Source organism: Ruegeria sp. HKCCD7181 (genome assembly GCF_057221055.1).
In genome coordinates this window covers 1-13,689 of sequence record NZ_JBWVBC010000023.1, presented here as the reverse complement: position 1 = coordinate 13,689, position 13,689 = coordinate 1, and the positions used below count along the sequence as shown (strand labels likewise).

General features: G+C 53.7%; 9 protein-coding genes and 2 pseudogenes. 4 read left to right on the top strand and 7 right to left on the bottom strand.

Annotated elements, in window-relative coordinates:
• The 5 genes and pseudogenes from AC2TCY_RS22605 to AC2TCY_RS22585 all read right to left on the bottom strand — a co-directional run.
• The coding region (locus AC2TCY_RS22605) for a Hint domain-containing protein (protein WP_480850962.1) at positions 1-1,177 on the bottom strand (1,177 nt) is incomplete at its 3' end.
• A gap of 28 nt (positions 1,178-1,205) precedes the next feature.
• Complete coding sequence (locus tag AC2TCY_RS22600; RefSeq protein ID WP_480850960.1) at positions 1,206-1,688, bottom strand: hypothetical protein; 483 nt, start codon at positions 1,686-1,688, stop codon at positions 1,206-1,208.
• Positions 1,689-2,447: 759 nt separating this feature from the next.
• On the bottom strand, positions 2,448-2,894 hold the full coding sequence (locus AC2TCY_RS22595) for a helix-turn-helix domain-containing protein (RefSeq protein ID WP_480850963.1): 447 nt from the start codon (positions 2,892-2,894) through the stop codon (positions 2,448-2,450).
• Positions 2,895-3,224: 330 nt separating this feature from the next.
• On the bottom strand, positions 3,225-4,253 hold the full coding sequence (locus AC2TCY_RS22590) for an IS110 family RNA-guided transposase (protein WP_480850958.1): 1,029 nt from the start codon (positions 4,251-4,253) through the stop codon (positions 3,225-3,227).
• Positions 4,254-4,356: 103 nt separating this feature from the next.
• Positions 4,357-5,080: pseudogene (locus AC2TCY_RS22585) on the bottom strand (IS5 family transposase).
• A gap of 125 nt (positions 5,081-5,205) precedes the next feature.
• Here AC2TCY_RS22585 and tnpA point away from each other — a divergent pair.
• The 3 genes and pseudogenes from tnpA (at position 5,206) to tnpC (ending at position 7,529) form a co-directional block, all read left to right on the top strand.
• Entirely contained in the window at positions 5,206-5,592 is a 387-nt protein-coding gene (gene tnpA / locus AC2TCY_RS22580) for an IS66-like element accessory protein TnpA (RefSeq protein ID WP_480850956.1), read from the top strand.
• Positions 5,589-5,915, top strand: coding sequence for an IS66 family insertion sequence element accessory protein TnpB (gene tnpB, locus AC2TCY_RS22575; RefSeq protein WP_480850955.1), 327 nt, complete (start codon positions 5,589-5,591; stop codon positions 5,913-5,915). The genes tnpA and tnpB overlap by 4 nt, the downstream gene beginning before the upstream one ends.
• A 91-nt stretch (positions 5,916-6,006) precedes the next feature.
• Positions 6,007-7,529 (top strand): annotated as a pseudogene (gene tnpC / locus AC2TCY_RS22570) (IS66 family transposase).
• 286 nt (positions 7,530-7,815) lie between these two features.
• Here the strand turns inward: tnpC and AC2TCY_RS22565 are convergent.
• Positions 7,816-8,604 (bottom strand): hypothetical protein, encoded by a 789-nt coding sequence (locus tag AC2TCY_RS22565; protein WP_480850953.1) that lies wholly within the window; start codon positions 8,602-8,604, stop codon positions 7,816-7,818.
• 21 nt (positions 8,605-8,625) lie between these two features.
• Here AC2TCY_RS22565 and AC2TCY_RS22560 point away from each other — a divergent pair, with 21 nt between their 5' ends.
• On the top strand, positions 8,626-9,960 hold the full coding sequence (locus tag AC2TCY_RS22560) for a hypothetical protein (protein WP_480850952.1): 1,335 nt from the start codon (positions 8,626-8,628) through the stop codon (positions 9,958-9,960).
• 353 nt (positions 9,961-10,313) lie between these two features.
• Here the strand turns inward: AC2TCY_RS22560 and AC2TCY_RS22555 are convergent.
• Positions 10,314-13,689, bottom strand: a 3,376-nt coding sequence (locus AC2TCY_RS22555) for a DUF4214 domain-containing protein (RefSeq protein WP_480850950.1), incomplete at its 5' end; no start/stop codon positions are given.

Below are 13,689 nucleotides of genomic sequence, written 5' to 3'. Positions count from 1 at the left end.
GCTTCGGTAAGTGGGGTGTGAATGTCCAGCGGAAGGGAAGCTTCGGGCCGGCCCAGGATGTCTGCACATAGCCGTCATCGCTCAAAACACCACCATTGGCAGAGATCACCTCCAGAATCGATACATCCTGACCGGTTTCCAGTATGACACGCGTCCCGGCCCGGATGCTGCCAGAGTCTGCAATCCTGATCTGACCGTTAGTCTGCCGTTCGCCGACAACCGCCATTATCAGTTGATCGCCTGCAGAGCCCAAATCGCACCCGGTTGCCGCCCGCACCTTCGAGCCATCCGTCCGAACCAACGCCCCGTCCGAGCGCAGAATGTCCAGCATCGGAACATGCTGGCCCTCAAACGCGCCATCCCCACACAAGGTCACATGGCCCGGCGTCACCTTCAGGCCAAACACATCCAGAACATGCGATGCCTCATTGCGGAAAGTGCGTATAACCCGTCCCGGTTTAAGGTTGCCCTTCTTATCGTACGAAAGCACAAGATCGTCAGGCCTGATTTCCTCTATCGGCTTTTGCCCGATTTTGGAAAGAACCTCCTTTTCGTCATATGTGCCATCTGATTGTGGTTTTGTCTCCACGCTGAGAGGCCACATGTCGATTGGAGTTCCGTCAATAAAACATTCAGTCAGCGATTGCTCAAGCTTGTTAATCTCAGGAGTATTTAGGCGTTCCAGTGCGAACCCAAGTGTTTCAGGATTTAGAGGTAGACCTTGCTGCTCTAGAAACCCAAGCACGCTTTTTGTCGCCGCCAGTCTTTCTTGGGGCGTTAAATTTGAATTCTCATAGTAACCAGTCAATTCATCCAAACCCATACGTGCCATTTGCTCGGATATTGCATCCGCCACTGCACCGCCCAATCGAGTAGAACCTTGCATTGCGGCAACGGTGTAATCCAACCGTAATTTCGATTCCTCAACTTGAGCACGTATATCTAAGTTCGTTGGGTTTGCTTGTTGTAGGTCAACAAGCTCATTGTGGCGTGCTACGTTACCTCTCAACGCCTCTTGCTTGAGTTGGTTTTCAAAGTAGTTGTTGGCTACGCCCTTAACACCTTTTAGAAAGTCCTTGTGGTTTGAAATGACGCCGTCGCTTCCAGACAAGAAAGAGCTTTCTTCAACCGAAACCGTTGCCCTGCCACTTGCATCATAAGTTACCCTAAGGCCCATAATATTCTCCTAAATTAATACTTCTAAGTCAAAGTACATCAGCTAAATCAGCGAGCCTAAAAGCCTCGATAAGCCTTACGGACTCGTTCAAATAGACGCAAAGCACTCTCTCTTTCTCGTTTTCACGCTCACATTCAACTGCTGGGTCAGATTCTGACAACTTTTTAATACCTCGCTCATAGCTCTTTTTGGCGAAAGAGCTTCCAGAAATGTCGCGAGGAAGTTCGCCCCAAATGTCTTGGAAACGCGACGCTATGTCAGAGTTTGCACTTTCAATGCACTTCAAAGTCTCTGCTTCCATTTCACATTGCTCCAACGCAATCTGAAAACAAGATGACTGCATCTGGGACTTGTAAACCAAGTCGAGTCCTTGAAGCCCCTGCAAGCAATCGGATGGGTTAGGATATGGCTTTTTGTCTTCACCTTCAGCAAATGCCATCGATCCAACGGCGGTCAGCGTAAGAGACGAAATCCTTACTATATTCATTAAGCGGAAAGTAGTGTTTTTCATAGTCCAATCCTGTAGGTACAGCTACCATCAAACTAGTTGACGAGTTGTTCTGCACTAGCATAGTCGAGCGGATCTGCTTGTCGACATCTCAGTATGTTCACACTCGCCAAACGAAAGTCATCGCCCACAAAGTATCCCCTGCGGCTACAGTGGAGAACACCCAGAATTTGCTCCCCAGCTGCGCCTTCAATCCCAGGTACCGCCCCGGGTCATTGATGATCTCCTCAAAGAACCGGTCGAACTTACGCTCGGTAAAGGGAACATCCTGAAAGATGCTTTCTGCATGAGCAGCGCGTTAAAACTGCAAAATTTCGTCACGGTACTCCAATCGTAATGAACTAGTTGTGAAACGCTTGTGACAAGTACTCATGACATTGCATCAAAAACCATTTTAAGCCCCGAGCGGGTATTTTGGGTGCCCACACACGCAAGGGATGAATAAACGATTCACAGTTTAGCACTTGATGTCAACACTTTGTGACTACCTGTCATTTAAATTTTTTCACTGCAATATAACGCTTTGCCAGCGTCGTGTGATCCATTCCCAGCTTTCTGGCCGCCCCCGTATAGCTCCGCGCTTCACCCCAAGCTGCCCGCAGCTACACACCCGAAAGTTGTGCCGACCGCCGCCCTATATGCACAGAAACTCCCAACTTGCGCTGCTGCGCCTGTATCCGCTTTGAATCAACCCTGCGTTGTCTGTCGATCTGAACATCCGGCAGGTGTTTCGACGGGCGGCAATTCAGGTGCCAAATGATATCAAAAGCGCCCAATCGATGGGTTCAGTGGACTCTCCAATTGGTATATCATACTCCATTGCCAGAGTGCGCAGCAGGTATGCGATCTTTGCCCCAAAAAGAACCCACTCTGGGCTTCGTGCCAGCGCCGCGCCCATGCAGAATACACTTCGCGCTCGAAACGTTTTCTCGCGCATACTAGCCGATGCCGGGCCTCGAGCAACCGTTGGGGCCACATAGAGCGTTGCCGGGAATATCCGCACTGCACGCCTTGCTGAACAAGCGTTTTCTCTGGGCTCTTGTTCTGCAACGCAAGTTCCAACGGACTGGCAGAGGTCAGGCGCGTGATTTCCAACAGGGCCAGTGAGCAGGGCTTTCGCTGGCCAAGTTCGTATTTTCCAAGCGTTTCACGGGAAAGATCCAGCCGCTTTGCGAGTTCCACCTGTGTCCAGCCTTGAGAGCGGCGGATAGGGTCAGGACTTCGGTAACGGAGCCGTCCCAGTCAAGGTGTTTTGCGCAGGTAAATTGCTCCGCCAAGGCGGTAATTTCAGTATTAGTCTTGCCCGCCCTGCTTTCTGTCTCAGCCTTCGGTTGAAGTTCTTCGGGTATATGCTTCGGTTCGTGGTCAACGCTTTGGTTGCCAACATGATGCTGGTTCGATGTAACTCCGATGTGCCCATCTCATAGGCGTGCTTGATCGAAGTCAGCGACAGTCCAGACCTCGGCATCATCGGAACCACGTCCCTACGGGACCTCAAAGGCCTGCACTCAAGCAGGCAGCAAGTGGAGAAGTGTTCGATCAGGCCATGCTTGGTGCCGCATCAGGTTGGAAGGTTGTGCCATCGATCCAAATCCGATGAAGGATTACAGCGATGCGGCGAGCGAGGGCGACCATCGCTATTTTTCGGCCACGACGTTGCGCAAGCTGAGCTCCCCATGCTCTCAGCCATGTCGAGCGGCCACGGTTCATCATGACGGTTGCAGCTTGGCACAATGCTCGCCTCAGGTTGACGTCACCGGCCTTGGTGATGCCGCCCGAGACATCACGTTCACCGGATTGGTTACGAGAGGGCGTCAGACCGACCCAAGGACCTATCGTCTTTGACGACCGGAAGCGCGCCGGATCATCGACGGCTGCACGGAAGGTCAATGCCACGACCGCGCAGATCCCCGGCATCGTCATCAAGCGACGGCAAATCGGGTCGTCTTGAGCGAGCTGGCGAACCTGCTTCTCAAGGGCTGCAAGCTCCTGTCGCAGAGAACCTCTGGCACGAAGCATCGGCCCTGTTGCGGTTTCCAGCATAGGATTGCCATCCGCCAACTCCCGAATACGGCTCTCGAACCTGCCGCGAGAGATCGCACCAACCTTGAGGCCGAAGTTTCGCAGCAGTCCTCTCAGCGACATTTCCAAAGCGATCATGTTCTGTTGAATCGCTTTCCGAGCGCCGAGTACAGCACGGGTTTCCTGAGCCGAGACCGACTTACAGTGAACCGGGCGGAACCAGCCAAGGTGAAGCAGGCGCGCGATCCCCTCGGCATCCCGCCGATCCGTCTTGATCGGCATCGCCTTCAATGCACCTTTCACTTGGCGCGTCTCCATGAGCACAGCATCCAAGCCCGCTTCGGTCAGCCCCCTGTGCAGCCATTGCGACAACGGCCCCGCCTCCAGACCAATCGCGTCAATGCTTCCGTCCAAATCGGCCAGCCAGCGCGACAAAACCTCGGGTTCGCTCGCAATCTCAGCCTCCTTGATGATCTTGCCATGCGCGCTAATCACGCAGATCGCGGTCTTGGCCAATGACACGTCCAGTCCGACAAACAGTCTCATCCCCTGATCCTCCATATAGATCCAATACGGGAAAGTCGGCAGCTGACCTGTCAGCTTGCAAGCGATAACGGGCAGCGCGCGACGCAGGCCCCGTTACAACATCTCATAGCCAATAGATGACCAAAGCGGCGAGAGCGATTGCTGAGAGGAAGACTTTGGGACACCTGTCGTACCGCGTCGCCACACGGCGCCAGTCCTTCAATCTGCCAAACATGATCTCGATCCGATTGCGGCGTTTGTAGCGGCGCTTGTCGTATCGGACAGCTGTCTTGCGCTGTTTGCGGCCTGGGATGCACGCGCGTATCCCTTTGTCTTTCAACGCTTCTCTGGTCCAATCGGCATCATAGCCGCGGTCACCCAGCAACCATTCGACATTTGGCAGACTGCTGATCAATGCCCTCGCACCAATGTAGTCGCTGATCTGACCCGCAGTGACAAACAGATTCAAAGGGCGCCCCTGACTGTCACAAACTGCATGCAACTTTGTGTTCATTCCACCCTTGGTGCGCCCAATCAGACGTCCACGTCCCCCTTTTTCACCGCAAGACTGGACGCTGTGCGATGGGCTTTGAGGTACATAGCATCGATCATGACCGTCTTTTCATCGCCGTGGTTGGCAGCCAAACCGACCAACATCTGGGCAAAAATACCTCTGTCACTCCATCGCTTCCAACGATTATAGAGCATCTTGTGTGGTCCATATTCCCTAGGTACATCGCGCACCGTAACCCGTTGCGATTGATGAAGATAATTCCACTCAACACACGCCTGTCATCAACGCGAGGTTCGCCGTGGGGTTTTGGGAAGAATGGCGCCAGACGCGACATTTGCTCGTCGCTCAACTAGAAAAGAGCACACATGTTCACCGCTCGTTTTAACGCGATGAACCACGCGGCCAAACGGAAATCAATGGGTCCTGAGCCTAGGGTGTCCACTATCGATGGTGGACACCATGGGGTACTCTATTAGCAAGCGTGAGAAGCGGTTTTGGTCGGATGAAGAGAAGCGCGAGATTTGCCATCAAGCATCGATGGCTGGGGTTTCTGTGGCCCAGGTTGCCCGGCGCTATGCGGTGAATGCCAATCTTATTTTCAAGTGGCTGAAAGACCCGCGCTTTGCACCGGATGTGATTGATGTTTCGGCTAAGCCTATCTTTTTGCCGGTTGAGATCAGTTCAGAAGTCTCCGAAACGGTCGATCCGGTGCCTGCCAGTATTGAGCCGTCCTCTTCGTCCTCTGGCAGGATCGAGATTGAGCTGATGGGTGGGCACAAGATCAGCGCCGAAGCCGGGTTCGATCCTGATGTTCTGGCGCGACTGCTCAAAGGGATCCTGCATTGATCCCGGTGCCGAGCGACACGCGGGTGTGGCTGGCGGCTGGTGTGACTGACATGCGGCGGGTCTTCAATACGCTGGCGGCACAGGCGGAGAAGGTGCTGTCTGAAGACCCCTATAGCGGGCACTTGTTCGTCTTCCGGGGCCGTCGTGGCGATCTGCTGAAGATCATCTGGTGGGATCAGCAAGGGGCATGCCTGTTCTCCAAGCGGCTGGAGAAAGGCCGGTTTGTCTGGCCTGCCGCAAAGGATGGCAAGATTAGCGTGACGCCCGCCCAGTTGTCGATGTTGCTGGAAGGGATCGACTGGCGGATGCCTCAAAAGACCTAGCGGCCTCTGAGCACGGGATAGTTCAATAAACACAGGTGTTTGATTTCTTTCGGGATTCACCTGACCCCGCTGATCCGGTATAGGATCGGCGATGCTGAATGACCTCGGTATCGGGTCCGATGACCCTTCTGAGCTGCGCCGCGCCAATGCGCTGCTAGCGGCTGAGGTCAAATCCCAAGCCTTGCTGATAGAGAAACTCCAGCATCAGTTGGCGGGTCATAACAGGCACCGGTTCGGCTCAAAATTGGAGAGCCTGGATCAACTCAATCTGACCTTCGAGGAAGACGAACAGATTGCAGCGCCGGCCAAGGCACAGACCGATCCCATGCCCGTTGCTGAAGAAGACAAATCAACCCGGCAACACAGCCGCAAACCTTTGCCCGACCATCTGGATCGGCAGGAGCAGATCCTGTCACCGGGTGAAGAATGCACCCATTGCGTCGGATCGCTGAAGACGCAGGGCGAGGATGTGACCGAAGAACTGGAATATGTTCCGGGCCGGTTCGTTTTGAACCGTATCATCCGTCCCCGTAAAGCCTGTTCGGATTGTGAGACCTTTGCGCAATCTCCGCTGCTTTCGCGCCCGATTGAACGCGGGCGACCGGGGCCGGGTCTGCTGGCGCATGTGCTGGTCTCGAAGTATGCAGATCATCTGCCGCTCTATCGGCAATCCCAGATTTATGCCCGTGATGGTTTTGATCTGGCACGTTCGACCCTGAGTGACTGGGTGGGCTGGTCCACTGCTTTATTGGAACCGCTGGCTGATGCCATCGGACGCATGGTGCGACAGGGTGATGCCATCTTTGCCGATGATACCCTGGTCAAGATGCAGGCTCCGGGCCAGAAGAAAACCAAAACCGCACGGGTCTGAACCTATGTCCGGGATGAACGGCCATGGTCTGGCCAATCACCACCCTGCGCCTGGTATCGGTTCACCATCGACCGGAAGGGGAAACACCCCACCAACCATCTGTCAGGATACAAGGGCTGGGTCCATGCCGATGGCTATTCCGGCTTCAACGGGTTGTTCGGAGAGAGCAAGGTCCGTGAGATGGCCTGCATGGCACATGTCCGGCGCAAATTCGTCGATGTCTTTGCGGCACAGGGCTCTTCAGTCGCTGAGGAAGCCATCCGCAGAATTGCAAAGCCCTACGCCGTGGAAAAAGAGGCGCGGCGAAAATCCCCTCAAGAACGTATCGCCTTGCGACAGGGCATGGCCAAACTCGTCTTTAATGACCTTGAACAATGGCTTCACGATCAATTGTGCCCCGCATCTCCGGTAAAACCCCGCTGGCGAAGGCCATCCGCTATGCACTGGGCCGCCTGCCCAAAGCCCGTGCCTATCTCGACCGCGGCTGCCTCGAACTGGACAACAACGCAACAGAACGCGCTGTCAAACCCGTCGCCATCGGGCGCAAGAACTGGATGTTTGCCGGATCAGAAGGGGGCGGAAAAGCCATGGCCATCGCCTTCACCCTGATTGAGACCGCCAAACTCAATGATGTCGACCCGCAAGCTTGGCTGAGCTGGGTTTTGGAACGCATTGCGGACCACAAAATCAATCGCCTCGATGAACTCATGCCATGGCGCTACACCGAACTAACCGCTCAATAAACTGACCGGGTTCATCCGACGGGCACAGCTCGTCAACAAAACGTCAAATAATATTAAACCTTTCAATGTTCTAAAAATATCCTGGGGGAGGTGCCGTAGGCACCGGGGGCAAAGCCCCCTAGACCTGCCTTGCCCCTTCCCAAATGGGTTAGATCGGTGAAAATCTTGGAGGGATCGCTTACGGCGACCCTTAATTCACTGTTTCTGTCGGAAGCAAAGTGGTCATGGCTGAAATCAACGGCGCAAACCGCCAGCAAGAATCATGTGATAACCCTCATCAAGTGATTTACTCGATTTGTCCGCATATGAACTCCCGGTAGGAATTGAATTTTTCCTCGTTCGTTGGGTTCCCGGAGTACATGTAGCGAAGCATCGCGTTAGTCTTTTTTGAATGGCGTGGGCGAGCGCCTGAAGCATCTACATTACCAAAGTCAAAGAGAGACGCGCTTCCTGGGGGATCACCAAAAAGGCCAAATGCATGGGTGATCTCTTCTAGAATGCATAGATCAAGATCGCTAGGGTCCTTGATGCTCTGTGCAGAGGCGAAAACGTAGCTTAGTGTAATCGTCTCAACACTGTTCAACTCACTTATGAAAAACCTCATAGAGCATCCGCCTTCAACCAAAACTGCTCGATGTGGAAAAACGTATTCGTCTGCTGATAGTCCCGGCAGGCCGTTTTCAATGAGGGCTCGATCTAAATCATAAGTAACAGGAAAAACTACGATCTTCGTAACAGAAGCGTCGTCGAATGTGTCCACAAGCTCGACCTGTATTTCTGGCCCGACAACTTCACTTAGGGTACTTAGCGCCCAAGAAACCGAACTCTTTACGGTCTGATCCTGGGTCTTGGTCAGATGATCTGCCACTATTCGCACTGCGACAGTCTTACCGACACGTGCTTCGCCAGAATCGCAATGACCAGTGCATCTTTCGCTTGATGACAACAAGTAGCGCATATCTTCAAAGAAATCCGGCTCATGCAAAGTGGTACAAATTTCATCAAAGCCTTCTACAGCCCCATACGTTGGGGTTGATGCTAAGACTAATGCTGCGATACTGAACCTAGTTTTCAAACAAGCTACCTTGAGGATTTCATGGCGGACGATAGTCGACCTACCCCATATTCCAGTTCAGTTAAAGACGCACTGCAAGACTTGGCAAACGAGCTTGGTCCAAATATCCCCGACGACAATGCCGCATTGAGAGCTATTGGTGATGCTTTCCGAGCGGCTGATCCTGTTGATCGGGCGAACCAGCTTGCTGAAGCGTATGCAAATTCAGTCATACCAAATGGCGATCCCATGACACGCTATGGGCTATCACAACAAGAACTCATGAATCGCGCTATCACCCAAGGTGGAGCGCTAAATCCTGATTGGCTTGGACCTGTTGGTGGAAACGCCATGATTGGTCAACCTACACTTGAAGAACTGTACGCTATTAATGCGGCAACCATGAGAAAGAACGGGGCGACTGCCGCCGAAATTGAAGCGATGTGGCAGGATATGAAACAAGCAGCCGCTGCTCATACTGATCCACCTGAATGTTTCATTGCCGGAACTCCTATCGACATGTGGCCCCTGAGCGGGGACACAAAGCCTCAAGCAGATGGTACTTATGACGAAGAAGGTGTTCTTTTCAAAGTCTGGCAAAAGCCGATAGAGGAAATCAAACCTGACGAGCTTGTGCTTTCGTACGATAAGAAAGGAAACCTAAAGCCTGGACGTGTAACTCGGACATTTACCAACGATGCTTCGCACATCTTAGATTTTTGGGGCACGGGCGTAACGCCCGGTCACGTATATCTGTGTGGCAGCGGTAAGTTTGAAGGCCAGCATGTACCGATCATGGATATCCTGCGCACAGATGGCGCCGTGGTAGGCCTAAAGGGCAAGCTAATAAGGGCGGCAACCGCATGCGAAGTGGGTTCAGCGGGTGATAAACTAATCCATACGGTTGTTGGCGACACGCACTTTGATGGACGAACCAAGATCAAAGAGTCTGGGCAAATCCGCCTCGGAACCCGGCTGATCTTGGAAACCGGCCAAGATGTTTCAGTTTCGGACATGATTGCGGCAAACGGTGGCGTGGTTACTGACGATGGCTTTATCCTAGGCGGAACGAGCGGTCAGAAAATGCCTTTCCGTTGGACATACTCTGAACATTTACCGAATCCTGAGGACTACATTCTCAACCGATCCGGTGTTGATCTTGAAGCCATCTACTTGGCCGGTGAATGGGAGAGTATTGGCACACGGCTTGCTCCGCCAGTAGGCACTATTGACTTATCCAGTTCCAGTGGGTCGTCCGCATTTGCGGCGAAAAAACCAAATCTCCAATACCGTGGTCTCAACCGCAAACAGCGAAAAGCCATCGAAGCAAAACAGAGAAAAGCGGCAAGAGGCAAAAAGCGAGTTACACTGCACTGATCTCTTCCTATTTGTTCTTTGCTTGTTAGCGCCCATCGGTTCACGCCGGTGGGTTTCCTGTTTTGTGGTTTCGGATCGGTTGGCTAGAAATCCTTCTTTGTTGACCACCGCTCCCCCTGCTCAACACCCTCCACCGAACGCGTTGGGTCGGCTTCACCGAACGGACACCGGACGAACTGCATATTCCGGATGCACAGATTCTCAGTAGGTGCGTATGGGTCGACAGAGCCTGGGACGCCGTTCCGCGCAATGCCTGAACTGCCAAACTGACCAAAGAGTCCAACGCGCCCCAATACCGGCAAGCGGCCGGGCGGCATCTCTTCGTTGTGCCGCCCAAGCCTTCATCAGAGTGATCACACAAAGCTGAACTGATCTTCGGTGAGCTGGACAACGTCAACGCCGATCAGTTCGACAGATCCATTGTCCCAGTCGACCCGCGTGCCGGAGCCAATACTGATCAGGGTAAGATCATCATAAGTGCTTCCGTGTATCGTCAGAATATCCAACCCGATTTCGAAGTCAGTAATGATATCATCACCTTCGCCTAATAGCGCATCAAATACAAATTCATCAGCGCCGTTTCCCCCATTTAGGGTATCCGTACCCTTCCCCCCCATAAGCCTGTCATCACCATCCCCGCCATACAGGGTGTCGTTGCCATTGAGACCATGCAGCTGGTTAGCTGCGGCATCACCGTAGAGCGTGTCCCCAAAGGCAGACCCTGCGAGCCGTTCAATGCTGACATAGGTATCACCTGCCGCTTCGCCCGTGTTCAGGGAAGTGTCCTGCAGCGAGGCCGTCACACCGGATGTGGCATTCCAGTACGCAGCCTGGTCGGCGCCACCGCTGCCACCATCCAGATGATCAGCACCGGCACCGCCGATCAGATAATCATCATCGTCCCCGCCATACAGGCTGTCATTGCCCGAACCACCATAGAGACTATCACTGCCCGAACGACCATAAAGAGTGTCAGCACCTCCCAAACCCCAAAGGCTGTTGTCACCACCGTCTCCAAGCAGCGTATCTGCGTGTGTCGATCCGGCCAGGCTCTCAATAGAAATGAAGGTATCCCCCGCAGCCTCCCCCGTGTTGGCCGAAGCATGGGCCAGATCTACCTTTACACCGGAGGTCGCGTTCCAGTACGCCGCTTGATCAAAACCACCACCGCCGTTCAGGACATCCGCGCCGACGCCTCCAAGAAGCTTGTCATTCCCACCCAAACCATGGAGCTGGTTGTTTCCGGCATTACCGTGCAGCGTGTCGCCAAACGCAGACCCCGCAAGCCGTTCAATGCTTATATAACTGTCGCCTTCGGCTTCGCCCGTGTTCAGAGAACTGTCCTGCAGCGAGGCGGTCACACCGGATGTGGCGTTCCAGTACGCCGCCTGATCAAGCCCACCGATTCCGCCGTCCAATCGATCAGCACCTTCGCCGCCAACGAGGTAGTCGTCACCATCCCCGCCATACAGACTGTCAGCTCCTGTTCCACCGTAAAGACGGTCTTTTCCCCCATCCCCTCTCAGAATGTCATTGCCGACACCTCCATAGAGGTAATCATCTCCTGCACCGCCGCCGATTGTGTCCGCGCCTCGGTCTCCGTGCAGGTTGTCGGCACCATCTCCACCAGTTATAGCATCATTGCCATCTCCGCCGGAAATTACGATCCCGTTTGTATGACCTGCACCGGAAATGGTATCGTTTCCGCTGCCGCCATAGGCCGCTTCGATGCTGTGATCAGCCATGACAAACGAGACACCGATCGTGTCCAATATTCTGACAGTGTCGAATCCCCAACCGCCATTTACCGTCCCAAATGCCAAGTCCGCAGCATCTATGAACAGGTAATCATGCCCATTGTTTCCAAAGATGTTGTCGGCACCCGCGTCTCCATACAGATAATCTGACTCGTTGCCGCCCTGCAGGGTGTCGTTACCACCGCCGCCTGACAGTTCAAGGCCAGATGAATTGGTAGTGGATTGCGAACCAGACGCCGTGTAGTCGGTGCTCTGTGCGATCATCAGAGCAAAATCGCCCCGGGTCATTTGGCCGGATTGCAGAATGCCGCTCCATCGGCCAATGTCTGATGATGCAGGCGTCGTCCCAAAGGCGTTTTCGAGCACATGCGTCACAAACTCAATATCACTCATGCCAGGCAAGTCGACCGAAAAGTCAGGCACAACATCGGAGGTACCGGCGGCCAGTCGGGAGGCGAGCCCAGAGATGGATTCCTGACCGTCATGTGCCCGATACACCAAAAGGTCATGCGCGACGTCCATGAGCTGCTTGCCATAGAGAATAGCAACAAGATCTGTCGCAACTTTCGAGATGTAGGCTTTGTCGATGTTTCTCTCTGCTTTTGCGGGGTTCAGGAAGACATCAAAATTGTTGCTGGACATGTGCCCGTTACCAACAACCAGATGTTCGGAGCTTTCTGACAGGTCAGCAGCCAACTCCGCCCGCGTCATCGCTCCGCCGGACAAGCCTGAAAGCGCATCTTCAAATTCTTCCAGGCTGGCACCTCGCCCATATGCGTTTTGGTACATCTGATAGACAAAAGAGCCGTCTGACATGCTCGTATACCGCATCGCGAACTCGTCAGACTGCAACAACTCGTCGGCCAGGCCTTCGATATAGAGCTCGCCGTTTTCGACATGCGCCACGAGTGTTTCGATTTCAGAGGGATCAATGTACCGGTCAAGCAGGGTATCATACAGGCGTTCAGCCTCTGCGATTACCCGAGCTTTCATGTCAGCCGTCAGCCGAGCGTGAAAATACTCTGATTTTCCGTCCGAGTTCCGGGTGAGCGACCAGGTTTCGACACCTGCCCCGTCCAGCTGATGTGAACTTGTGTAGCTCACGTCATCATCGCTGTAGCTCGCGGTGTAGCTGCCATTTCCAATTGATGACATTTCGATTGTCAGATTGGTTTCATCGGTAGTTATAGTGGTAATCAGCCCATCTGCAGACACTGTGGTCGTCCTGGTGTTCTGCAGATCACCTTCGACATCATAAGACTTTTCGATCTGGTTAAAGCGCCCATCCGCTTCCGTTTCGGACGTAGTCTCGACATCGTCTTGACCGTCGCCGTCATAATCCCGCGTTTCGGTGACCTCACGACCGTCGGCGCTTGTTGTCCGCAGCAGAGTGGATTTGAAGCTGCCATCGGCATATGTCACGCTGACATTCAGCGTCTGGCGCCCGTCATCGTGCAAGATTGTCGTTGATAACTGCGTTACTTCAATGCCGCCGTCACCGTCTATGTCGGTTTCCACGACCTGTTCGAGCCCGTCAAAGGAGGTTGTTACAGTTTCCTCAAAGCTGGTGCGGGCGCCGTGTGTTTCTTTATATTCCGAAACCTCCGAACCGGAAGCGTCAAAGCTGACAGAAGCTTCGCGCGTGAACTCGGCGACACCATCCCCGTCCAGATCAAACGCATATTCAGTATTGAACCCGTTTGCGTCTTCAAAACCTGTGATATTGGCCGACACCCCCGACTCAGAGCTCAGGTCGCGCCATGTCGATGTCGTGTTGCGATCCAAATCCACCTGGACAATCAGGTCCCGATCAACGGTTCCATCGCCGTCTTCGTCCACTTTGGTCGTAAGCTTCCGGCCATCGGCGCTCTGGCCCGTCGTAACCTCATGAAGCAGAGTGTCTGATGTTTGATTCAGCCGATCTGTTTGTGTCCATGCCCCGCTGGCTTTGGTCAAAATATCTCTGGTGCGG

Bases quoted from the DNA above. Each gene is read 5' to 3' on its own strand.
- AC2TCY_RS22600 (WP_480850960.1), bottom strand. From the start codon at position 1,688: ATGAAAAACACTACTTTCCGCTTAATGAATATAGTAAGGATTTCGTCT.
- AC2TCY_RS22590 (WP_480850958.1), bottom strand. From the start codon at position 4,253: ATGAGACTGTTTGTCGGACTGGACGTGTCATTGGCCAAGACCGCGATC.
- tnpA (WP_480850956.1), top strand. From the start codon at position 5,206: ATGGGGTACTCTATTAGCAAGCGTGAGAAGCGGTTTTGGTCGGATGAA.
- AC2TCY_RS22560 (WP_480850952.1), top strand. From the start codon at position 8,626: ATGGCGGACGATAGTCGACCTACCCCATATTCCAGTTCAGTTAAAGAC.